Annotated in this window: 20 protein-coding genes; 7 read left to right on the top strand and 13 right to left on the bottom strand. The window is 72.6% G+C overall.

The annotated features are described in order from the left end of the window. The first annotated feature begins 115 nt into the window (after window positions 1-115). Window positions 116-2,791, top strand: coding sequence for a CHAT domain-containing protein (locus AB3388_RS08525; protein WP_495410328.1), 2,676 nt, complete (start codon window positions 116-118; stop codon window positions 2,789-2,791). 20 nt (window positions 2,792-2,811) lie between these two features. Here the strand turns inward: AB3388_RS08525 and AB3388_RS08530 are convergent, their stop codons facing one another. After that, a complete protein-coding gene (locus AB3388_RS08530; protein ID WP_495410329.1) occupies window positions 2,812-3,387 on the bottom strand; it encodes an RNA polymerase sigma factor in 576 nt (191 codons plus the stop codon). An 861-nt stretch (window positions 3,388-4,248) separates the two neighbouring features. Here AB3388_RS08530 and AB3388_RS08535 point away from each other — a divergent pair. Next, window positions 4,249-5,916 (top strand): substrate-binding domain-containing protein, encoded by a 1,668-nt coding sequence (locus tag AB3388_RS08535; protein WP_495410330.1) that lies wholly within the window; start codon window positions 4,249-4,251, stop codon window positions 5,914-5,916. Between the two features lie 369 nt (window positions 5,917-6,285). Here the strand turns inward: AB3388_RS08535 and AB3388_RS08540 are convergent, their stop codons facing one another. The 5 genes from AB3388_RS08540 to AB3388_RS08560 form a co-directional block, all read right to left on the bottom strand. Further along, the gene (locus AB3388_RS08540) at window positions 6,286-7,125 is read right to left on the bottom strand and encodes a MoaF C-terminal domain-containing protein (protein WP_495410331.1); all 840 of its coding nucleotides are present in this window, start codon (window positions 7,123-7,125) and stop codon (window positions 6,286-6,288) included. A 250-nt stretch (window positions 7,126-7,375) separates the two neighbouring features. After that, the gene (locus tag AB3388_RS08545; RefSeq protein ID WP_495410332.1) at window positions 7,376-7,906 is read right to left on the bottom strand and encodes an SDR family oxidoreductase; all 531 of its coding nucleotides are present in this window, start codon (window positions 7,904-7,906) and stop codon (window positions 7,376-7,378) included. A gap of 88 nt (window positions 7,907-7,994) precedes the next feature. Continuing rightward, window positions 7,995-9,482 (bottom strand): APC family permease, encoded by a 1,488-nt coding sequence (locus AB3388_RS08550; protein WP_495410333.1) that lies wholly within the window; start codon window positions 9,480-9,482, stop codon window positions 7,995-7,997. Window positions 9,483-9,529: 47 nt separating this feature from the next. Continuing rightward, entirely contained in the window at window positions 9,530-9,826 is a 297-nt protein-coding gene (locus AB3388_RS08555; RefSeq protein ID WP_495410334.1) for a hypothetical protein, read from the bottom strand. A 29-nt stretch (window positions 9,827-9,855) separates the two neighbouring features. Further along, a complete protein-coding gene (locus AB3388_RS08560; RefSeq protein ID WP_495410335.1) occupies window positions 9,856-11,211 on the bottom strand; it encodes a flavin monoamine oxidase family protein in 1,356 nt (451 codons plus the stop codon). Window positions 11,212-11,477: 266 nt separating this feature from the next. On the opposite strand from AB3388_RS08560, the gene AB3388_RS08565 reads away from it, so the two are divergent. Further along, on the top strand, window positions 11,478-12,056 hold the full coding sequence (locus AB3388_RS08565) for a TetR/AcrR family transcriptional regulator (RefSeq protein ID WP_495410336.1): 579 nt from the start codon (window positions 11,478-11,480) through the stop codon (window positions 12,054-12,056). Window positions 12,057-12,498: 442 nt separating this feature from the next. After that, complete coding sequence (locus AB3388_RS08570) at window positions 12,499-14,451, top strand: BCCT family transporter (RefSeq protein ID WP_495410337.1); 1,953 nt, start codon at window positions 12,499-12,501, stop codon at window positions 14,449-14,451. Between the two features lie 78 nt (window positions 14,452-14,529). Here AB3388_RS08570 and AB3388_RS08575 read toward each other — a convergent pair whose 3' ends face one another. Next, on the bottom strand, window positions 14,530-15,474 hold the full coding sequence (locus tag AB3388_RS08575) for an EamA family transporter (protein ID WP_495410338.1): 945 nt from the start codon (window positions 15,472-15,474) through the stop codon (window positions 14,530-14,532). Between the two features lie 70 nt (window positions 15,475-15,544). Between AB3388_RS08575 and AB3388_RS08580 the strand changes: the two genes are divergently transcribed. Further along, entirely contained in the window at window positions 15,545-16,447 is a 903-nt protein-coding gene (locus AB3388_RS08580) for a LysR family transcriptional regulator (RefSeq protein WP_495410339.1), read from the top strand. Window positions 16,448-16,468: 21 nt separating this feature from the next. On the opposite strand, the gene AB3388_RS08585 is transcribed toward AB3388_RS08580, so the two are convergent. After that, complete coding sequence (locus AB3388_RS08585; RefSeq protein WP_495410340.1) at window positions 16,469-17,641, bottom strand: NAD(P)/FAD-dependent oxidoreductase; 1,173 nt, start codon at window positions 17,639-17,641, stop codon at window positions 16,469-16,471. Then, window positions 17,638-17,958, bottom strand: coding sequence for a bifunctional 3-phenylpropionate/cinnamic acid dioxygenase ferredoxin subunit (locus AB3388_RS08590; RefSeq protein WP_495410341.1), 321 nt, complete (start codon window positions 17,956-17,958; stop codon window positions 17,638-17,640). The genes AB3388_RS08585 and AB3388_RS08590 overlap by 4 nt, the downstream gene beginning before the upstream one ends. Before the next feature lie 131 nt (window positions 17,959-18,089). On the opposite strand from AB3388_RS08590, the gene AB3388_RS08595 reads away from it, so the two are divergent. Both AB3388_RS08595 and AB3388_RS08600 read left to right on the top strand, forming a co-directional pair. Next, entirely contained in the window at window positions 18,090-18,881 is a 792-nt protein-coding gene (locus tag AB3388_RS08595; RefSeq protein ID WP_495410342.1) for an IclR family transcriptional regulator, read from the top strand. Between the two features lie 256 nt (window positions 18,882-19,137). Continuing rightward, complete coding sequence (locus AB3388_RS08600; RefSeq protein ID WP_495410343.1) at window positions 19,138-20,259, top strand: aromatic ring-hydroxylating oxygenase subunit alpha; 1,122 nt, start codon at window positions 19,138-19,140, stop codon at window positions 20,257-20,259. A gap of 70 nt (window positions 20,260-20,329) precedes the next feature. Here AB3388_RS08600 and AB3388_RS08605 read toward each other — a convergent pair whose 3' ends face one another. The 4 genes from AB3388_RS08605 to AB3388_RS08620 all read right to left on the bottom strand — a co-directional run bounded on the left by AB3388_RS08605 (window position 20,330) and on the right by AB3388_RS08620 (window position 22,912). Further along, window positions 20,330-20,458: a hypothetical protein gene (locus AB3388_RS08605; protein ID WP_495410344.1), complete on the bottom strand. Its 129-nt coding sequence runs from the start codon at window positions 20,456-20,458 to the stop codon at window positions 20,330-20,332. An 87-nt stretch (window positions 20,459-20,545) separates the two neighbouring features. Beyond that, on the bottom strand, window positions 20,546-20,890 hold the full coding sequence (locus AB3388_RS08610) for an MBL fold metallo-hydrolase (RefSeq protein WP_495410345.1): 345 nt from the start codon (window positions 20,888-20,890) through the stop codon (window positions 20,546-20,548). A 4-nt stretch (window positions 20,891-20,894) separates the two neighbouring features. Then, window positions 20,895-21,824, bottom strand: coding sequence for a methylenetetrahydrofolate reductase (locus AB3388_RS08615; protein WP_495410346.1), 930 nt, complete (start codon window positions 21,822-21,824; stop codon window positions 20,895-20,897). Continuing rightward, window positions 21,821-22,912, bottom strand: coding sequence for an S-(hydroxymethyl)mycothiol dehydrogenase (locus AB3388_RS08620; protein ID WP_495410347.1), 1,092 nt, complete (start codon window positions 22,910-22,912; stop codon window positions 21,821-21,823). The genes AB3388_RS08615 and AB3388_RS08620 overlap by 4 nt, the downstream gene beginning before the upstream one ends. Window positions 22,913-23,006 lie beyond the last annotated feature (94 nt).

Raw genomic sequence — 23,006 nt, forward strand, 5'->3', positions numbered from 1 at the left:
CACTTCGCGCTGGGTCCGGGAAGTGTCGCGGGCAACTCGCGCGAGGAAAACCCGTGACACCTCATGACCCGTTGACTCGCCCTCCTCACGGGCGCACCGTGATGGGGTGAGTTCCGTGCGTGACGTGCTCACGAGCCCTCGGACCGACGTCGAGACCGACCTGGAAGTGTCGGGGACCAAGGCGCTGCAGTTGGCTCGGCTGCGACCGACCGAGGCGCGAGTGATCGGCGCGTCGATCCTGGAACCGGCTCGGCGCAGCGGCGCCTGGCACGTCGTCAGCTTGGCCGAGCGGGCGTTGGGCATCGCGGCCATGAACCTCAGCGAGATCGAGCCGGCCCTCACCCATCTGCGCGCTGCCGTGGCGGCCGGCCGGCGGGCGCGCTCCCGGCCTGCGGTCGGCGAGGCGCGGATGAGCCTGGCCTCCGCCCTGGTCCTGCGCGGCCAGTCCAGCCAGGCGTTGCGCGAGATGGAGGCGGCGCTCCCGGACCTGGACGGAGTCCCGGCGGCCCGCGCCCGTGTGCAGCGGGCCGCCATCCTGCAGGAGCTCGGGCGTAATGACGCTGCCCTGGACGAGCTGCGCCGTGTCCTGCCGGTGCTCCGGCAGGCCGGAGAGGTCGAGTGGGCCGCCCGGGCGCTGTCGAACCGCAGCCTGATCCACACCTCACGCCGCGCCTTCGCTGCAGCTGAGGCCGACCTCGTGGACGCACGCCAGCTGTGCCTTGATCATGACCTCGACCTGCTGGCCGCCATCGCCGAGCAGAACCTCGGCTGGGTCAAGGCCAATCGCGGCGACGTTCCGGCCTCGTTGCGGCACTACGACGCTGCCGACGAGCGCTACCGCAGGCTCGGGTTGGTCGAGCCGTCACTGCTGGTCGCCCGCGGGGAGGTGCTGCTGTCGGTGCGACTCCTGGAGGAGTCGCGGACGACCGCCGAGGCAGCCGTGGCCGCGTACCGGCATCAGAAGCGCGACGTGCACCTGCCTGAAGCGCAACTGCTGCTGTCGACCATCGCCCTGGTGCAGGGTGACGCTGCCACGGCCTGTGACAGCGCAACTGCGGCCATCCAGGGTCTGCGCCGGCTGGGGCGGGCCAACCTCCTGGCCTTGGCCCGATTTGCGCGCCTACAGGCGCAGGTTGCCGCGGACCCCACCGGCATCAACGCGGAGCGGGCGGCACGCGTGGCGAAGGACCTGGAGGCGGCCAAGTGGAAGGTCCCGGCGCTGGAGGCGCGGGTTCTGGCCGGCAGGATGGCACTGAACCAGGGGCATCGCAGAGCGGCCCAGCGGCATCTGTCGATGGCCAGCGGCGCCAGGAACGCCGGCCCGGCCGACGCCCGCGCCCGCGCGTGGCTGGCCGAAGCGCTGCTCCGCCGTGCCGACGGGCGCAGGGCCGCCGCGCTGTCGGCCCTGCGGGCGGGGCTGCGCATCGTCGAGGACTACCAGGCCACCCTCGGAGCCACCGAGTTGCGCGCGCACGTCAGCGTGCAGCGCGGAGCAATCGCCCGGTTGGGACTGCAGATGGCGCTCGAGGACCAGGATCCGAGGCGCGTGCTCTGGTGGGCGGAACGCGGGCGGGCCAGCGCCTTGCGGCTCCGGCCGGCCCAGCCACCGGAGCACCCAGAGCTCGCCCGCGATCTGGCGGACCTGCGGTCGACGATGGCCGAGATCGAGGAGGCCCGCGCGCAGGGTCGCTCCGACGAGACGCAGGTCGCCCACCAGGTCCTGCTCGAGCGCCGCATCCGCGACCGCTGCCGCACCCTCGAGGCCGGGGACAACGGCCAGCGGCGACGGCTCCGGCAATCCGTGACCGAGCTGACCGGTCCGCTCGGGGACGCCGCTCTCGTGGAATACGTCGAACTGGACGGCGACCTCCATGCCGTGACCGTCGCCGGCGGGCGCATCCGGCTGCACTTCCTCGGCCGGGCCGAGACGGTCAGACAGGGACTGATGCACGTCCCCTTCGCCCTGCACCGTCTGGTGAAGCCCCGAGCCGGCACGCCCGGCCGGGAAGCCGCGGCCTTCGCCGTGCTCGAGCGTGCCGCTGCCAGATTCGACGATCTGCTGCTGCGTCCACTGCGACGGGATCTGGGTGATCGTTCGCTGGTCGTGGTCCCTACCGGTGGCCTTCAGTCGCTGCCGTGGTCGATCCTGCCCTCCTGCCGGAACCGGCCGGTGAGCGTCAACCCGTCGGCCACGATCTGGCACCAGGCGGTCACCCGTGACCGGCCGCCCGACGGCGCCCCGGTCGTCGTCGTGGCCGGCCCAGCCCTGCCGGGGGCGACGCTCGAGGCCGCCACCATCGCGCAGCTGTACCCGGGGTCCATCCTGCTGTCCGGTCCGACCGCGACGGCGCCGCAGCTCACCGCGCACATGGACGGCGCCGCGGTCCTGCACCTCGCCGCCCACGGCAACGTGCGGTCGGACAATCCGCTGTTCTCGTCGCTGGCGCTCGCGGACGGCCCCTTGACCGTGTACGAGCTCGAGAACCTGGCACGCCCGCCCCACCACGTGGTACTGGCCGCGTGCGACACCGGTCGGCCCCAGATCGTCGCGGGTGAGGAGCTCCTCGGCTTCGGCGCCGCCCTGCTTGGTGGCGGTACCGCGACGCTCGTCGCGCCTGTCGTGCCGGTACCCGACGCCGCGACGGTGCCGTTGATGCGGTCGTACCACGTGGGGCTGCGCGCCGGTCGCTCGCCGGCCGAGGCGCTTGCGGCGGCGCAGGGAGGCCTCGACGCCGATGACACCACCGGCCGTGCCGCGGCCGCCGCGTTCGTCTGTCTCGGAGCCGGTTGAGGCCGTCGGACCGGCGGGATTCAGGCGTCCAGGAGTGCCTGGACCGCCTGGAAGGCACGCACCCGGGCCAGGGCCCGAGCCCGCGTGGGACCGATGCTCCCCACGGGCAGACCCAGGCGTCGGCTTATCTCCTCGTAGGACACCGGGGGCTCCTCGATGAGCAGCAGCAGGAGGGCGCGCTGCCGTTCGGGGAGTTCGGCCAGGGCCATGAGGAGCGCTTCATGCCGCTCGGTCTGGAGCAGGTCGGCGTCGATGGCCGCCTCACCGCTCTCGTCGGGCCACCTCGCTTCGCCGGTGTCGACGGGGATCACGTTCCGGTGCAGGCGGAGCACGTGCAGACACTCGTTGCGCGTGGTCGTGGCGATCCAGCCGGGCAGCGCCTCGGGCTGCCGGATGCCACGGAGGTTCTCGATCAGCCTCAGCCAGAGCGTCTGCACTACGTCCTCGGCGTCACTGCCCTGCAGGCGGTAGCGGCGGACGATGGACAGCACCAACGGCGTGTACCGGTCGACGAGAGCGTTCCAGGACTCGTGGTCACCCTCGATGGCAGCCGCAAGCAGCTCGGCAACCGGATTCGCATTGCCGTCAGGAACCAACGGTCCATCCCCTCTCGAACGGGGCGGTGACGGTTCAGGCCAGCGTAGTGGCGCAGGTGGCGCAGCCACACATGCTCGGTGCGGTCCGCACCGGGCCCTCGGCGTCACCAACGGGTGGAGGGGCCGGGTCGCGTCGTCGGCTCCCCGGCTCCACGTCGGCCGGCAGGCTGCTTCACGCGTGGCCCTCTCGGCCCGGGCTCGGTGAGCCCCAGCTCGTTTGTCGGCGACCACGTCGGCGACGACGTCCAGGGACTCGCGGCTGCTCGGCTGCGTTGAGATGGCCGAACGACAAGGGAACGGACAACCAGCGGATCGTTCATCGTGGTCCTCGGTCGCTGGTGGATGAGGGGTTCTCGCTCGCCTACCGGCCGACTGCGGATTGCCGGAGACGCTCTTGCGGCTCACGCCCCGGAGGTGCAGTCGGTTCCGCCGTCGTGGCAGCCGTACGTCCGGCTGCCTCACCGCAGCGGGGTGCCTGACGGTGTCCATTGAGAGGACGCTGCCCCCGCCCAGATACACGGGACACGGAGGTGGGCACAGACGCATCTGGCCCGTCGGATGCTCCCACCCGTGACCAGCCTCGGTTGTCGCTGCAGAAGCGCTGCGGACCGCCACTCGGACGAAGATCCCGCTGCTCGAGGCGGCCCACCGTGGGCGCCCGCGGAGCGGGATGGGCCTGCGCACCGGCGGCGGCTCGATGGTGGGTCCCGCCTCGCCGCCTGACCTCTGCCGGGCGACGCAGGGGCCGAACGACGTATCTGCCGGCCCGGCGGTGGCTCAGATTGGGGGAGCGGCCGCCGATCGGGCCGAGTCACCCGGCACAGGTCCCGCCGCCCCGAGACCACCCACTGGGAGCTGGCCATGCCGTTGCGCGCTCGTCATGCGCTCGTCCCCCGCTGGCGACGGCGCAATGGAGTCGTCCTGTCGGCCGTCGCGGTCGCCGTGCTGGGCGGTGGGGGTGCGATCGCGCAGGCGGTCCACTCGCCGACCGGTTGCGACGACGCGCGCCCCAGCCTGGAGGTGGTCGCGGCACCGGACATCGCTCCCGCTGTTCTCGCGGTGGCCGAGTCGGTCGACGACCGATCCGGCCGGAACGGATGCCTCCGGGTCCGCGTGCGCGCTGCGGAGGATCCCGACGTCCTGGCCGGGCTGGGTCGCGCATCAGCCCGCCGTCCTGACGTCTGGATCCCTTCGTCCTCGCTGTGGGTGCAGCGCGCCGCCGCCCGATCCCTCACCCCCGCACGTCACACCAGCATCGCGTCCAGCCCGCTGGTCGTGGCGGTGCCGGCGGCGCTGCGGGACTCGCTGGCCGGTGCCGGCGGCGAACTGAATTGGGGGGCGCTGGTGACGGGCGCCCTCGCCGACCACGTCGTGCTGGACGTCTCCAAGGGCGCGACGGCTCCGGCCACGGTGGGGCTCGTCCTGTCCTTGAGGGCGACGGTGGACCGCGGGCCGAACGGCCGGGCCGCGATGACGCAATTGCTCCGCGGACTGCGCACCGAGGGGGCGATCGGAGACCAGGCCGTTGTCGCCGTGCCCGGAACCGAGCAGGCGGTCTGGGCCAGGGGCGGCACCGGCGATCGCCCCCGGGAGACCCACCCGGAGGCATTCGCCGTCTACCCGTCCCCGGCCGCGACGCCCTTCGACTATCCGTTCGTCAGCCTCGCGGCCGGTGGAAGCGCTGCTGCGGATGCCGAGCGGTTGCTCGCCGCCCTGCAGGACGCCGACGGCCAGGCCCGACTCCGCGCAGCGGGTTTCCGGGGGACCGATGGCAGGGGCGCCGGCCTGACCGCAGACCGCGGGGTCGATGGGTCCCAGCCCAGCGCGGTAGCCGTTCCCGACGTTGCGACGGCGGACGAGGTGGCACGGGTCCTCGACTCGGTGCACTGGAACTCCCGGCTGCTCGCCGTCGTGGACGTCTCGGGGTCCATGGCCGCCCGCGTCCCCGACGCGGGCGGCGGACATACGCGCCTCGAGCTGTCGATGGAGGCCGCGGCCACGGGCCTCGCTTTGTTCCCCGATTCAACCGAGATCGGGCTGTGGGCCTTCTCCGAGGACGTCAGCGCGGCGTCCGACCACCGCGAGGTTCTCCCGCTCACCCCGCTCGCCGGCACCCAGCCCAGCGGGCGCGAGCTGCTCGCCCACGCGATCCGTCAGCTGGAGCCGGTTCCCCACGGCGGCACGGGGCTCTACGACACCACGCTCGCCGCGGTGCGAACGGTCCGCGCCGGTTGGGACCCCACTCGGGTCAACGCGGTCGTGATCCTGACCGACGGCGAGGACACCGACGACGACGGCATGGGCCTGGACCAGTTGCTGACCACGCTCCGCGATGAACAGGCCGGTGGCAGGCTGGTGCCGGTCATCACGATCGCCTACGGGGCCGAGGCCGGGACCGACGCTCTCGCCGCCATCAGCGACGTCACCGGCGGGGCCGCCTACCGGGCGACGAACCCCGAGGAGATTCGACAGATCTTCCTCGACGCTGTCGGGCAGCGCGCCTGCAGGCCACACTGCGCCCCGCGGTGACCGGCTGATCGCCGGGCGACGCCGTCGTTGCATGACTCGCCGGCAGGTCGGCTCGGGGACCGCTGCAGACACCCGCTGCTCCGTCGTCCAGCAGAAGCCTTCCCAGGTCTGTTCGGCCACGGCAGCCGCGAACTCGAGCCCCGAGCGGTGCGCCGTCTCCTCGGCGACCGGGATGCCGGCTGCGTCCACCAGGGGACGGACCGCGTCTCGCGTCCCCGACTCCAGCAGCAGGAGGCGCCGCAAGGCGTGCTCCCGACCCGGAAAGGCCTGCCGGGTCAGGGGGTCGGCCGGCCCAGCGCAGCGGCGCCGGGTAGTCCTCGCCGCGTGCGGCGGCCACACCGGGTGGTGTGGCCACCGGCTCGGGGTCGGTCACGCGGGTCCCGGGCGACGCTCGTCGATGCTGGGGACGCGGCCCAGGTCGAGGGCGTAGGCGCCCATGGTCAGGTTGACCAGCTCACCGGTCTGCTGGTCGAGGCCGAACTGGATGCCGACCGTGCGCCGGGCGGTCAGGTCGATGAGCACCATGCCCTCGACGCCGACGTTCTTCTCCAGCCAGGAGAACAGGTAGGTGCGCTCCCGCAGCTTCCAGTAGGTGGCGCGGTCCGTGTCGCCCAGCCCTGCCTCGGCGCCGCCGACGCAGATCCAGGTGAAGAGGTGCTCGTTGAGGTAGACGTGGTCGTAGACGTCGTCGCCGCTGTAGGCGTAGCGGATCCGGTGGCCGAGCAGCTCGGCCGTGCGCGGGTGGGCACCGTCGCCGGTGGCCGTCGATCCCGCGATCTCCCCCTGGAACCACTGCTGGCGGGCCAGGTGGGGGTCCGGCTCGAGGCCGAGCTCGCCGACCGCGCCGGTGGCCTGGCCGCTGTGCGTGTCGAGCGCCATGGTCACCACCACGGGGTGGTCCTCGCCGCTGCGCCGGTAGTGCAGGAAGAACAGGCCTGGCTGCATCTCGAACAGCTCGTAGGTCTCGGTGCCCTCCCGGGTGCCGCTGCGCTCGTGCAGGGTCCAGCGCACGGTCCCAGCCCCGAACTCGTGCACGAGGGTGTGCTCCGAGCCGGGCTCGCCCGGCACGTGGCAGCGCAGTTCCAGGCGCCGTCCCTCGAGCGCTGACGAGAGCGGCGGGCGGTACTCGTCGAAACCGTCGGCCATCTCGGCGAGCGGCGTCCAGTCGTCCTTGGCCCAGCTGAAGGTGCCTCTGGCGGTGGTGGTCATGTCGGGTCTCCTCGTGGGTGGGTGGGGCGTGGGTCCGGGGGTGTCGAACTCGAGCGGGGGCAGCGCGGAGCGGGCGACGTAGCCGGAGTCGGCGACGATCGGTGCTCGGGCTGCATGACCGGCAGTCCCGTCCCCGAGAAGCCATGAGGGCGGCCGAGATCGCCTCGGGACATCGGCGTGTCGACGACCCCCGGGCAGAGGCAGTTGACCCGGATGCCGGGGTGGTCGACCGCCAACGACCGGGTGAGCATCAGCACGGCGCCCCCACGGCGACCGACTGCAGCAGCATGGTCAGACCGGCCTTCGTGGCGCTGTAGCCGGCGATCCCGCCGGACGCGCGGACAGCGCTGGTCGAGGCGATGCCGACCACCGAGCCCTGGCTGTCGATCAGGTGGGGCAGGGCCTCGCGCAGCAGCCGGTAGGGCGCCGTGAGATTGGTGGAGACCATCGCCTCCCAATCGGCGTCCGCCAGGTCGCCGACCGCTCCGGGCCGGACGATGCCGGCGTTGAGCACGAGCCCGTCGAGCCGGCCGAATCGCCGCACGGTCTCGGTGACCAGGTCCCGCGCCCTCCCGGGATCGGTCACGTCGGTGGCGATCGGATGCGCACCGGTGGTGTCGGCGGTCGCCCGCAGGGCCGAGGACCGGCGTCCGCAGACCACCACCGACCAGCCGGCCGCGCGCAGTACGGCCGTGGTGGCCGCGCCGATCCCGCTGCCCCCGCCGGTGACCAGGGCCACCGGTGCGGCAGCGCTCGAGCCAGGTTCCTCGGACGTCGACATGGTTCTTTCCGGGGCTTGTGTCGTGGGCTGCCGGCGGGGGATCCGCCGGACGGATGCGGGCACCGTCCAGCGGATCCCGGTGCGGGTGTCAGGAGTGCGCGGCGGCAGCCGGCGGTGGGGCGGGTGCCGCCAGGGCGATCGCCTCGGGGTCCGGGGTCTCCTCAGCCCGGTCCCGCCACTGCAGCTTCCGCTCGTCCTGGACGACCTGGCGGTAGACGAACAGCACCACCGAGAGCACCAGGATCCCGACGCCGATCAGGGTCTCCTTGATGCCGCCGTAGCCGGCGTCGGAGGGGTGGGTCGCTCCCCAGAGGGTCACGAAGACGTTGAGCACGAAGATCGCCGCGGCGATGGGCATCCAGACTCGCCCGTTCTTGATGGGCCGCGGCCAGCCGGGCCGGTCCTTGCGGAGCAGCAGGAAGGCGCCGACGCCGAGGGTGATCGCCGTCATGTACCCGAGGTTGCTGGCCAGCAGGATCGCCACGGGGCTGGACAGCAGCAGGATGTGCGCGCTGTTGATGACCGCGTCCAGGGTCAGCGACCGCCCCGGAACTCCCCAGCGGTTGAGCCAGTCGAGCTGGCGGATGGTCATGCCCTCCTGGGCCAGGCCGTAGAGCGCCCGCCCGCCGTCGGCGGTGGTGGAGACCATGGCAAGCCACAGGGAGAGGACGAGGACGACGGTGCCGATCCAGCCCTGGCCGCCGAAGAGGCTGTCGAAGGCGACGGTGATGTAGCCGACGGGGTTCTCGGTGAGCGTCTGCTCGCCGAGAACCCCGGTGACGCCGACGGGGATCGCGATGAAGGCGATCAGCATGAACGTCGCGGTGGCCTTCAGCGCCTTGGCGGTGTCCCGGATGGTGTCCTTGTACTCCGGGGCGAAGGACGCGGCGATCTCGACGCCGTAGGTGGTCCAGGCGGTGATGTAGTACCAGACGATCACCGCGCTGAACGTGACGCCCGGGCCCCAGGTGAGGTTGCTCGCCTGCCACTGGCCCTTCGCGAGGGCCACGATGACGACGACGGCGAGCGCGACGGTCACCATCACGCCGACGATCTTGTTGATCGTGGCCGCGAGACGGATGCCGACGTAGTTGACCGCCCACGCGGCCCAGATGGCGACCAGGGCGAACAGGTGGCCGACGCCGAGGGTGTTGCCGAGGAAGTCCACCGTGGCTGTCGAGTCGGCGAACCACTCGGCCTGGATGATGCCGCCCAGCGCCGACGCAGTGACCGCGATCGACAGCGACCAGCCGATCCAGTAGCCGAACGAGGCGATGGCCCCCAGCGGAGCGAAGTAGCGCTTCCACCCCTCGATGGCGTAGCGGGCGACGCCGCCGGACTTGCCGGGGAACATGGAGGCCAGTTCGGCGAACAGACGGTTCTGCATCAGGCCGACGATGGTGGCGGCGACCCAGATCGTGATCGCCGTCCAGGCGCCGAGGATCCCGACCGCGAAGCCGAGGGCGACGAACAGGCCGTTGACGCTGACGATGGACAGCGCCAGGCCGTCCTTCCAGGACAGCGTCTTGTGCAGGTGCGGGGTGGTGGTCTCCACCTCGTCGTGCGCGTGGTTCATGACGATTCCTCGGTGAGGTCGGGTTCGGATGGGTGTGGTCGATCGGGTCAGGGGACGGGCATCCAGGCCATGTCGATCGACACGACCTCGCTGACCGCGGCCATGCGGCCGAACTCGGGCATGTCGACGGCCTTGGCGTTGGCCGCCTCGGCCTGCTCGACGCCGTCGTAGATCCACACGTCGGTCCAGAGGCCGTCCTCGCCCTTGGCGATGACCGGGGCGCCGACGAAGCCGGGGATGGCGGCCGCCACCGCGGCCACGGCGCCGGGCCGGCTGGCGAGGAACTCCGCCTCCTGGCCCTCGTGCACGCGGATGTGGACGAACTCGACGAGGTGCTGGGTCACGGTGGTCTCCCGGGGTCTGCGTGGTCGGGTCAGGAGCGGGCGATCGCCGGCGCGGGCAGGACGCCGGCGGCGGTGGTGATGTCGGAGGTCAGCAGGTCGTGGACCGCGCGCGCGGCGCGCATCCCGCTCTCGATGGCGCCGTCGATGAAGCCCGCCCAGCCGTCGGCGTAGTCGGCGCCGGCGAGGGCGACCCGGCCCTCCGGGCGCTGCAGCTCGGCGAGGGCCCCGGTGAGCTGACCGGCGCGCTGCATGGGCCAGGTCTCGCCGGCCAGGGGGTCGGCGACCCAGTCGTGGCAGGCGACGTCGATGACCTCGACGTCCGGCAGCCACCTGCGCAGGGCCTCCTCGACGGCGGCGCGGTCGGTCCCGTCGATGCGGGTGCTGTCCGAACCGAAGGCCACGACGGTCGTCGTGCCGTCCTGCACGTACTCGACCTGGCAGAGCGTGAAGGGCGCCGAGCCCGGGGCCAGGGCCACGAACGGCTGGAGCTCGCCGCGCACCCGCGCCCAGACCTTCGTGCCCTTCGAGGTCTGCCCCTGGCGGGAGGCGTGCCGCTTCGTGTCGGACAGGGGCGGGTCGAAGGTGAGGCTGTCCAGGACGTTGAGCGGCAGTGTCACCAGCACGGAGGCGGCGGTGAGCTGCTCGCCGCCGGACAGCGTCACGGTCGCTGTGTCGGCGTCCTGGGTCACCCGGGTGACCTGGGCGTCGAGCCGGACGTCGGCGTCCGCGTCGGCGAGCATGGCCTCGATGAGCCGCCGGGTACCGCCCTGGATCTTGTAGGTCGCGCAGGCCTCGAACATGAGCTGCCAGCTGCCGCCGGCGAGGGCGCACCAGCGCAGCGCCTGCGCGTACCCGCCGTCGGCGGTGTCACCATTGAAGTTCGTGGCCCACATGCCTTCGACGGCGTCGAACTCGTCATTGTCGAGACCGAGCCGGTCCAGCGCGTCCCGGATCGTCAGTCGATCCACCTGCGCGAGCCGGTCCCCGAGCAGCAGCGGCTCGTAGGGGCGGGGGAAGTAGGTGAGCGCCTCCTCGGTGCTCGCGGTCATGCCGCGGTCGAGGAGCTCGAGCAGCTCGTCCGCGCTGCCGGTGTGCAGCCGGCCGCGGGTGAGCCAGTAGCCGTCGACCGGGGTGGGGGAGGGGACGGTCTCGAGGCCGTAGCGCGTCAGCTCCGCCCAGACGTGCGGCTGGATCCAGTGGACCCAGGTGCCGCCGAGCTCGAGGTCGCGACCCAGGCGGGAGTCCGTCCAGGTCCGGCCGCCGATGCGGTCCCGGGCCTCGAGGACGAGGACGCGGTGTCCCTGGCGGCGCAGTTCGCGGGCCGCGGCGACGCCGGCGAAGCCGGCGCCGACGATGATCACGTCGGCGTCGTGGCTGGTGGTCACGGGTTCTCCTCTGCAGGCGGCCTGCGGGCGGATGCGGCGTCGGTGCCGGCGGTCAGCTCCGGCGTTCCGGAGCGGCGCTGACCATCTGGACAGTTGTGATCGGTGGCACACAAGATGCACCAACCCGAGAAACTGGTCAAGTGGACAGCGGCACTTTCTTCAGGCATGCTTGGCGATGCCCCCGCGGGCCGCGAGGCTGTCCCGGCAGGCCGTACGGCCGCGACCGGCTCTCGCCAGGGGCTTCACCGTCAGGAGGTACGAGGACAGTGACCGCCGTCGAGACCCGCTCGCAGGGTGCGGGCCCCAGGTACGGAGAGGGTCGGGCCGCGCTGCTGGCTGCGGCCGTGCGCGTCGGCGCCCGGAAGGGGCTGCGGCACCTGACGTATCGCTCGGTGGCCGCGGAAGCCGGCGTCGCGCACGGGCTCGTCGCCCACCACTTCGGTACGCGGGATGCACTGATCGAGGCGGCTCTGCAGTTCTCCCTCGACCACGGCATCGCATCGCTCAGCTCGGCACCCGGCAGCGGCGACGTCGAGGCGCTGTTCGTCGGCGTCCCCGCCTGGTTCGAGCAGGACACCGACGACGCGGTCTTCCAGTACGAGCTGATCCTGGAATCCCGCCGGCAACCCGAGCTGCGGCCCCACGTGGAGCGCCTCTACGAGGCCTACAGGAAAGCCTTGCGCACGGAACTCGAGGCCTGCGGTCTGCCCGACGATCCGGACCTGGTGCACCTGGTCTTCGCGGCTCTCGACGGCCTGGTGTTCCAGCAGGTGTGCCTGGGCGAGACCGCGGCGACCGAGGCGGCTCTCGAGCGCCTGCGCGGGCTGCTGGGCCGCCTGCGCTGACGAAGGTGCACAGTCCCGCCACCGTCAGCGCTACAGATCGAGGACCAGGCATGGCCCGACGGCCCCGGACGCGCAGATCGGGTGGGCGTCGACTCTGCTCGGCGCCGCCCTCACCGGCGTGCTGCGCGATCCGCACCACGCCGACGACGACGGGGCGACCACCTGACCCCGGCGCAGCAGGCGACACCGCCGAGGAGGCAGCGGACCGGATCGTCGAATGGCTCAGCGCACTGTCGGGCGATCGGTCCCTGCCACCGTCGAGCGCCGGGCGGCCGCTGGATGCCGAGAGATCACCGGCGAGGAGGGTCACGTCGCCCGCACGGTCGGTGCCCACCGGCGGCGACTGTGCGGAAAATCACTGCAGACCCTTGCCCTGCGGCGACCCCTCTGGTTCCCTCATGCGAAGCGAGTCTCACATGACGCAACACGATTGGGGATTGCCATGGAGCGACCGCGTCGCGAGCCAGCCTCGTCCTCCACCCCGCTGAACGGCCGACCACACGACGCCGGCGAGGACCCGGCGCTCGGCACGGCCATTCATCGGGAGCGGGACGAGCAGCCCGCTGTCGAGGAGTCCGGGACGGGGACCCACCCGGCGATCGCGAAGCCACCGCCCTGTGTGGCCGACCGGCACTGGGCCGTCGACAGGGTGCTGTTCGCGGTCGCCGCGGCCATGGCCCTGGGCTTCGTGGCGTGGGGCTTCGCCAGCCCCACGGGGCTGGGCACCGCGAGCAGCACGGTCCTCGGCTGGATCACGGGCAACCTCGGCTGGCTGTTCGTGCTGCTGGCGTCGGCCTTCGTGGTCTACGTGATCTGGCTCGCGGCCAGCAAGTACGGGCGGATCCCGCTGGGGCGCGACGACGAGCGGCCGGAGTTCCGCACGATCTCGTGGATCGCGATGATGTTCAGCGCGGGTATGGGCATCGGGCTGATGTTCTTCGGCGTCGCCGAACCGCTCTCGCACTATGTCTCCCCGCCGCCGCTGACGAGCCAGGCCGAGTCGGCCGAGGCGATCCAGACGGCGATGGCCACGACGCTGTTCCACTGGACCCTGCACCCGTGGGCGCTGTACGCCGTCGTGGGGCTGGCCATCGCCTACGGCACCTTCCGGCGGGGCCGCCGTCAGCTGATCAGCTCCGCTTTCATCCCGCTGCTCGGCGAGCGGCGGGCCACCGGTCCGGCCGGCCGGGTCATCGACGTCCTCGCCATCTTCGCCACGCTGTTCGGGTCGGCCGCCTCCCTCGGGCTGGGCGCGCTGCAGATCGGCAGCGGGGTCGAGATCCTGGGCTGGGCCGGCGACGTCGGCAACGCGGTGCTGGTCGGGATCATCGCGGTGCTGACTGCCGCGTTCGTCGCCTCGGCCGTCTCCGGCGTCGCCAAGGGCATCCAGTGGCTGTCCAACATCAACATGGTCCTGGCGCTGGCGCTCGCGCTGTTCGTCTTCGTCCTCGGCCCGACGATCTTCATCCTCAACCTCATCCCCGATGCGGTCGGCAGCTACTTCTCCGACCTGGGCGAGATGGCGGCGCGCACGGAGGCCACCGGCGGTGACGCGATGGCCACCTGGCTGCGCGGCTGGACGGTCTTCTACTGGGCGTGGTGGATCAGCTGGACGCCGTTCGTCGGGCTGTTCATCGCGCGGATCAGCCGCGGCCGGACCATCCGCCAGTTCGTCACCGGCGTGCTCCTGGTGCCCAGTCTGGTCAGCCTGCTGTGGTTCGCCGTCTTCGGCGGTGCGGGCATCGCCGCCCAGCGCGGCGGGCTGGACGTCGCCGGGCAGGGCACCACGGAGGGGCAGCTGTTCGCGGTGCTGGAGCAGTACCCCTGGGCCACCGCCGCGACCGTGGTCGTCATGCTGCTCGTCGGCATCTTCTTCGTGTCCGGTGCGGACGCCGCCTCGATCGTCATGGGATCGCTGTCGCAGCGCGGCACCCTGGAGCCGAGCCGCTGGGTCGTCATCTTCTGGGGCGTGGTCATGGGCTCGGTCGCGGCGATCATGCTGCTGCTGGGTGAGGACGGCGCCGCGCTGACGGGGCTGCAGAACCTGACGATCATCGTGGCCCTGCCGTTCGCACTGGTCATGGCCGCGATGGCGGTGAGCCTGGTCAAGGACCTGCGCCGCGATCCCATGGTCCTGCGCGGCAACTACGCCACCGTGGCGATCGAGCAGGCCGTGGTCGACGGGATCAGCCGCCACGGGGACGACTTCGTACTCGTCGTGGAGCGGACTCCCGGCCCGCCGGCAGCGCGGGTGTCCCCCTCGAGCCCGGAGGAGGACGGCCAGCGGTCGGTGGGTCTGAGCGGCAACTTCGTGTCGGCCGAACGGCCCGCCATCCCCGAGCAGGGTCAGGCCGCCCCCGAGGTCGTCGGCCGCCCCCTGGATCCGCGCGACTAGCGCACCGCCCGGCGGGCTGCCCGGCACCGGAGCGACAACCGACTCCGGTGCCGGGCGGCCGCGCGCCGAGCGCCGGGCTCAGGGGCTCGCCCCAGCACCGGCCGGCACGGGCCTCGGCGCCTCTGCCGCGCCGTCCACGGCGGTCGACGGGCCGCCGTCGTGACGGGACAGGACGACGGCGGCGGCGTTGGCCAGGACCACGACGGCGATGCCGAGCCACTCGTGCCCGGCCAGCAGCTGGCCGAGCATGACCATGCCGGCGAGTGCGGCCATCACCGGGTGGACGCTCATGAACACCCCGAACAGGCGCTGCGGCACCACCCGCAGGGCCATCAGGTCGACCGCGTACGGGACCACCGACGCGAGCACGCCCGCCGCGACGGCGTAACCCAGCGGCGCCAAGCCCAGCCGCCCGGAGCCGGCGAGGAGCACGAGCACCGGCAGATAGGCGAGCGCGCACAGCGCCGTGGCCACCGCGGGCGCCTGCAGACCCGGCAGCCGGGCTCCCGCGACCCGGTTGAGCACGATGTAGGCCGCCCAGCAGCCGGCGGCCAGCAGGCCGAGCCCGACGCCGAGGTAGTCGCTCGACGGTCCGGGCAGGACGAGGACGTAGACGCCGGCCGCGGCCGCCACGGCGATCAGCAGGTCCCGCGGCGAGCGGGAGCCGGCGAGGGCCACGGCGAGCGGGCCGAGGAACTCCAGCGTCACGGCCAGGCCGAGCCCGATCCGGTCGATCGCCGTGTACAGCGACAGGTTCATGCAGCCGAACACGACCGCCAGCAGCAGCACCGGCCACCACTGCGCCCAGGTCATCCGCCGCCAGGGCGGCCGCGCGACCGGCAGGAGCACGGCCGCCGCGACCACCTGCCGGGTCGCCACGACGCCCGCCGGCCCGATCGACGCGAACGCGTGCGCACCGAGAGCGGCCCCCACCTGGTTGCTCGACGCGCTGCCGAGCACCGTTCCGACGCCGCGCAGCAGGGACGACGCCCGTCCGCCGCCCGTTCCTCCCTGGCTGATCACCTGCCCGAGTGTGGGCACGGACGGCTCACGAGGGAAATGTCGGACACGTACGGACCGATACGCTGACCGTATGGATCCGGAGGTGCGCCAGCTGCGGGCCCTGCTCGCCGTGGTCGACGCCGGAACCTTCACCGGCGCCGCCGACGTCCTCGGCACGTCCCAGGCGTCGGTGTCCCGCACCGTCGCCGCGCTGGAGCGCGCCCTGGGTGCCCGGGTCCTGCAGCGGACCACCCGCGAGGTGTCGCTGACCCCGGCGGGGGCAGGGATCGTCGGGCACGCGCGCCGCGTGCTGGAGGAGGTCGCCGCGATCCGCCGCGCCGCCGACCAGGCCGGCGGCGGCCTGCGCGTCGGCTACGCCTGGTCGGCGCTCGGCCGGCACACCACCGCGGTGCAGCGCCGGTGGTCGCTGGAGCACCCGGGCTCGGCGCTGGCGTTCGTCCACGCCAACACCCCGACCGCCGGCCTCGCGGAGGGCACCGCCGACGTCAGCGTGCTCCGCCGTCCGGTCGACGACCCGCGGCTGCGGACCGCGCTGATCGGCGTCGAACGCCGGTTCGCCGCCCTGGCAGCCGACGACCCGCTGGCCCGCCGTCGCGGCCTGAGCCTGAACGACCTCGCCGGCCGGACCGTCGCCGTCGATCCGTTGACCGGCACCACGAGCGAGGAGCTGTGGTCACCGCCGGCGGCGCCCGCCGCCATCCGAACCGTCCGCGGGATGGAGGACTGGCTCACCGTCATCGCCGCCGGTGAGGCCGTGGGCATCTCCGCCGAGGCCACCGCCGCCCAGCACCCCCGGCCCGGCGTCGCCTACCGGCTCGTCCGGGACGCCCCGCCCATCCCGGTGTGGCTGGCCTGGTGGGCCGACAGCCCGCCGCCGAACCTCGACGCGTTCCTGCGCGTCGTCTGCGAGCAGTACGCACGGCAGCCGCCGCGGGTGTCGAGCGGCACCCGCGGCGGTCCGGTTCGGGGATGACGAGGGGACCGGCTCAGCGGGTCAGGACGACGCCGGCACGGCCGAGCGCAGCTGTCGGCGCCACCGCGTGAACAGGCGGGGCTGGTTCATGCCGAGCACGGCCACGGGGTCGCCGTCCCGCTCGTAGACGACCAGGAAACTGCGGTCGGCGCAGTCGCCCTCCACCACCCGTGCGACGTCGCCCTCGCGGCGCGAGCCGGCGAACTGGATGCGGGCGCCGTACTGGTCGGACCAGAAGTACGGGACCGTCGCCGGCGCCGTCGCTCCGGTACCGAGCAGGGTGGCGACGGCGGTGGCCGGCTGCTCGAGCGCGTTGGTCCAGTGCTCGATGCGGACGTGCCGCTCCGCGGAGCGCGACCACGCCGCGGCGCAGTCGCCGACGGCGACCACCCCGGGGAGGTTGGTGGCGCCGCGCTCGTCGGTGAGGACGCCGTTGCCGAGGGCCACGCCGGAATCGGCCAGCCACTCGACGTTCGGGACGGCGCCGATCCCGACGAGCACCACGTCGGCGGGGAGGCGGGTGCCGTCGGTCAGCTCCACGGCCTCGACCCGGCCGGTGCCCACCAGGCCGGCGACCCCCGTGCCGGCCAGCAGGCGGGTGCCGTGGTCAGCGTGCAACCCGGCACAGACCCCGCCCATCTCGGCGCCCAGCGGGCCGGCGAGCGGGACGGGCTGGGCCTCGACGACGGTGACCTCGAGCCCGAGCGAGCGGGCCGTGGCGGCGACTTCCGCGCCGATGAAGCCGGCGCCGATCACGACGAGACGTCCGGCGGTGGCCAGGTCCTCCCGCAGGGCGAGGGCGTCGTCCAGCGAGCGCAGCACGTGCACGCCGTCGAGCCCCTCGCTGCCGGGCAGGCGTCGCGCGCGGGCACCCGTGGCGAGGACCACGCCGTCGGCCCGGATCTCGCTGCCGTCGCCCAGCAGCACCGAGCGGCCGAGGCGATCCAGGCCGACCGCGGTGACCCCCAGCCGCCACTCGAGTCCGAGGTCCGCGTCGTCCTCCGTGCCCAGGACGATGTCCTCCAGCGAGGCCGTGCCCGCGAGGAACTCCTTGGACAGGGGCGGCCTGTCGTAGGGGGCGTGGACCTCGTCGCCGACGACCACGATGCGGCCCTCGTAAGACTGCTCCCGGAGCGCGCGTGCCGCGGAGAGGCCGGCGAGGGAGGCCCCGACAACGGCGACCGTGGGGCTCATGCGACGTCCTCGGCGTCGGCCGCGGCCTGCACGTAGATCATGCCGTCCTGCACGACGACCCGGTGCGTGTGGACCGGCGTCTTCGCCGGGGGACCGGAGACCTTTCCGGTGCGCAGGTCGAAGCAGGACGCGTGCAGGGGGCACTCCACGGCGCAGCCGTCCAGCCAACCGTCGGCAAGCGAGGCGTCCTGGTGGGTGCAGGTGTCGTCGATCGCATAGAGGGTGCCGTCGACGTTGAAGACCGCGATGGGCTCGTCGGCTTCGACGCGGGTCGCCTCGCCGGGCGGCAGCGCAGTGATGGGGCAGACCGGGATCATGGGTGCTCCAGGCTGGTGAGAGTGTTGCGTCTATCAAAACTCTTAGCCGATAGCGCAACAGCATGGTCGCGCACGCCGGCGCCGTCAAGAGCGGCGACCGAACTGCGCGGGCCGCGACCTACGCTGAGGTCATGAGTGGGCCGCAGGAGGAGAACGGCGAGCGGAACTCGGTCGCTGCGGTCCAGTCCGTGGACCGCGCGTTGAGCGTCCTCGAGATCCTGGCGGCACAGGGCGAGGCCGGCGTCACGGAGGTGGCCGCCGAGCTGGGCGTGCACAAGTCCACGGCCTTCCGGCTGATCGCGGCGCTCGAGAGCCGAGGCTTCGTCGAGCAGCTGGCCGATCGAGGCAAGTACCGGCTGGGTTTCGGTGTCGTGCGGCTGGCCGGCGCCGCTGCCGCACAGCTGGACATCGCCCAGCAGGGGCGGCGGATCTGCGAGGCGCTGGCCGCGGATCTCGAGGAGACCGTGAACATCGCCATCCTGGACAGCGACCGCGCGGTGAACGTCAGCCAGGTCCGCGGGCCGGCGGCGCTCAGCACGCACAACTGGGTGGGACAGGGCACCCCCTTGCACGCGACCTCGAGCGGCAAGGTGCTCCTGGCCCACGCTGCCGACGCCGTCCGCAAGGGCGTGCTGTCCCGGGAGCTGCAGCGCTACACGCCCGCCACGATCACCGATCCCGACGCGCTGCACCGGGAGCTCGACCGGATCGTCGAGCGGGGCTGGGGGTCGACCGCCGAGGAGTACGAGGTCGGGCTCAACGCCGTCGCCGCGCCCGTGCGCGACGCGCACGGCGACGTGGTCGCCGCCCTCAGCGTCTCGGGCCCGTCCTTCCGCATGGACGTCGAGGAGTACCCGAGGATCGCCCGGCGGGTGGTGTCGGCCGCCGACGAGCTGAGCAGAAGGCTGGGCTTCTTCAGCTGATCGGTGCGCCCCGGCGTGGTTCGTGTCGCCGGGAGCGGCGAGCCGCTCCGCCGGTAGCGAGGCGGGCCGGATCGACGCTGCCTGGGTGCCGTTGCGCGCGGGATGACTGTTGCGCAGGACGCACCGCAATGTGTAATGTGCAACACATAGCGGTCGTCATCGAGGTCGCAGGCGGACGACGACCGTGGTTGCCACAGACCCGCGTTCTCCGACTTCCGGCGCGTTCGCATCGCCCGACGGAATCCCGAGGTGCCGCATGACCACCACCGACCTGCCCGCGAGCCTGATCTCCACGCTGCCGGGCCAGTACTACACGGATCCGGCCGTCTTCGGGCTGGAGCAGTCCCACCTCTTCGAGAGCATGTGGTTCTGCGCCGTGCGCTCGAGCGACCTGCCGACGCCCGGCTCCTTCAAGAAGGTCCAGGTGGGCACGGAGAGCGTGCTCGTCGTCCGCAGCCGGGACGGGCAGCTGCGGTCGTTCCTCAACATCTGCCGGCACCGGGGTGCGCAGATCTGCACGGAGGACTCCGGGGCGGTCAAGCGGGCCTTCCAGTGTCCGTACCACGCCTGGACCTACGACCTCGAGGGCAAGCTCGTCGCGGCCCCCAACCTGACGAAGATGCCCGACATCGACCGGGTCGAGTACGGCCTGGTGCCGGTGGCGCTGCGCGAATGGCTGGGCTACGCGTGGGTGTGCCTGGCGAAGGACCCGCCGTCCTTCGAGGACGAGGTCGTGGCCTCCGTCGTGGAGCGTCTCGGGAGCGTGGAGGCGATCGAGCACTACGAGCTCGACTCGCTGTCGGTGGGACGCCGGATCACCTACGACGTCAAGGCGAACTGGAAGCTCATCATCGAGAACTTCATGGAGTGCTACCACTGCGCGACGATCCACCCGGAGCTCACCGAGGTGCTCCCGGAGTTCGCCGAGGGCTACGCAGCGCAGTACTTCGTCGGGCACGGCGCGGAGTTCGGGGGCGACGTCCAGGGGTTCACCGTCGACGGCACCGAGGGCTTCGACCGGCTCCCGGGCGTCGACGAGGACCAGGACCGTCGCTACTACGCCATCACGGTCCGGCCGACGGTCTTCATCAACCTGGTCCCCGACCACGTCATCTTCCACCGCATGTTCCCGGTCTCGGCCGACCGGACGATCGTGGAGTGCGACTGGCTGTACTCGCACGACGTGGTCGGGTCGGGCAGGGACGTGACGCGGTCGGTGGAGCTGTTCCACCGGGTCAACGAGCAGGACTTCGCCGCCTGCGAGCGGACCCAGCCCGCGATGTCCTCGCGGGCCTACGCCAACGGCGGCGTCCTGGTGCCCTCGGAGCACCACATCGGTGAGTTCCACGAGTGGCTGACGCAGCGCCTGTCGCGCTGAGCCCGACGTCCGTCGCGCGGGGCCGGGAGGACGACGTCCTCCCGGCCCCGCCGGCCCACGTCCGTCCGGGTCACACGGCGAGATAGCCGTCGTCGGTGGGGACGACGAGGCCCCGGCGAGCGAGCCGTTCCAGGTGCAGGAGCGCGGTCCGGCGTTCGACCGCCTCGACGAACGGCAACCGGACGCGCGGCCGGTACACCAGGCGATGGGCGAGGACGCCCTCCAGCGTTCGTGGCTGCCGTAGCAGCTGCGGCAGCGTCTCGTCCCTGCGGTGGGACGTCCCGTATCAGCGAGCGTCGATGTCGCGGAGGCGCTCGATCGAGCTGATGAAGTCGTCGAGGCTGCTGGAGCGGTCGCCGTAGTAGGGGCCGAACGACGTGAGGTCGACGTCCCCGAGGAAGAGGAATCCGTCCGGCTCGACGAGCAGGCCGCAGTGGCCGGCGGTGTGCCCGGGGAGGTGGACGACCGTCACGGAGCGCCCGCCGGGGTCGAGCACCGCGCCGTCGTCGACGGTGTCCACTGGGACGCTGCTCTCCGTCCCGCTGATCAGCAGGGAGTTGCCGCACGGGTAGCGGCCGCCTTCCGGCGAGGCGAGCAGCGTGACTCCGCCGTACCGCACGTCCGCCGGCATCCCGCTACCTCGTTACGGGGTCGGAGAGCCGGGCCAGCCACGCCTGCCGCCACGCCTCCGTGCGCGCCACCTCGTTGAACGTGAACAGGTGGAGGCCCCGGAGGGTGGTCCCGGGACGCCCGAGCGCCGGCGCGAGGCGTTCGACGAGCCGGTCCGGTCGATAGCCGTGGGGCAGGAAGAAGCGCCAGAACATGCTGTGCTGCTTCGCCAGGAACCGGGCCGAGGGGCCGAGCCCGAGGCCGGCCGAGATGCGCACCAGCTTCTGGCGCGTCACCGCGCCGGGGAGCCCGACCCGGATCGGCAGGTCGACGCCTCGCCGCCGGACCTGCCGGGCCCAGGCCGTCGTCGTGCGCGGGTGGAAGCACAGCTGGGTGATGACGTGAGTGGCGTGCGGGGCCTTGCGCTCGAGGGCGCGCTCGATCAGCTCCGCGCTGATGTGCCCGTGCCCCTCGGGGTAGCCGCCGATCCCGACGTGCTCGAAGTGGTGGCCGACGGCCGCCAGCTCCTCGAGGAGGGAGAGCGCGTCGGGGAACCGCCCCGCGGGCTCGGCGGCGTCGCCCGCGACGACGAACACGCCGTTGACGCCGGCCGCCCGCAGGCGGGCCACGAGGTCGGTCAGCTGGGCCCTGTCGCGGACCAGCCGGGCGGCCAGATGCGGTGTGGCGGTGAACCCGTGACCGGCCAACCGCTCGGCCAGCTCGATGGTCGGGGTCAGCCCCTTCGCCTCCGTCGTCGTGATGCTCAGCGGCACGGTGCGCGGAACGTGCTCGACGACCGCCTCCTCGGCGTTCCGCAGCGGCAGGACCTCGTAGCTCGCCCCGCGCAGCGCCGTCTCCACGGCGCTGCGCGACGGCGTGCTGTCGACGTCGAAGCTCCGCCCGTCGAGGCCGACGACCCCAGGGACCACCGCCTTCTCGATGCGCGGGGTGATCACTTGTCCAGCACCACGACCGAGCGGAGCACCTCGCCCTGGCGCAGGTTGTCGAAGGCCTCCTCGACGTCGTCCAGGCCGATCGCCTCGGTGACGAACTCGTCGAGCGGGAAGCGGCCCTGCAGGTACAGGTCGATCAGCATCGGGAAGTCGCGCGAGGGCAGGCAGTCGCCGTACCAGGAGGACTTGATCGCGCCGCCCCGGCCGAAGATCTCGATCGCGGGCAGCTCGATCGTCATGTCCGGGGCGGGGACGCCGACCATCACCACCCGGCCGGCCAGGTCGCGGGCGTAGAAGGCCTGCTCGAAGACCTTGGGGTGGCCGACCGCGTCGATGGCGACATCGACGCCGAAGCCGCCGGTCGCCGCCTTGACCGCCTCGACCGCGTCGGTGTCCTTCGAGTTCACGGTGTGGGTGGCACCGAGCTTCCTGGCCCACTCCAGCTTCCGGTCGTCGATGTCGACGGCGACGATCGTCGTCGCCCCGGCGAGCCGTGCGCCGGCGATCGCCGCGTCACCGACGCCGCCGCAGCCGAAGACCGCCACGCTCTCCCCGCGCTGGACCGCGCCGGTGTTCATGGCCGCGCCGACGCCGGCCATCACGCCGCAGCCGAGCAGGCCCGCGGCGGTCGCGGGTGCGGCGGGGTCGACCTTCGTGCACTGGCCCGAGTGCACCAGGGTCTTCTCGGCGAACGCGCCGATGCCCAGCGCGGGGGACAGCTCGGTGCCGTCGGTCAGCGTCATCTTCTGCGCGGCGTTGTGGGTGTTGAAGCAGTACTGCGGCCGGCCCTTGAGGCAGGCGCGGCACTGCCCGCACACCGCCCGCCAGTTGAGGATCACGTAGTCGCCGACGGCCACGTTCGTCACGCCCTCGCCGACCGCGGAGACGACGCCGGCGGCCTCGTGGCCGAGCAGGAACGGGAACTCGTCGTTGATGTTGCCTTCCCGGTAGTGCAGGTCGGTGGCGCAGACGCCGCACGCCTGGACGTCGACCACCGCCTCACCGGGGCCGGGATCGGGCACGACGATCGTCTCGACGGTCACCGGGGCACCCTTGCTGCGGGCGACGACGCCCTTCACCTCGTATGCCATGGCGGTTCGATCTCCTCTCGGGGATGTGCGGGCGGGCCCGTTCTCCGACAGCTCTTGACCCCGCCCGGCGGCCACCCTACGGTGTTGGACGACT

Source organism: Geodermatophilus sp. SMS 5-13 (genome assembly GCF_059428245.1).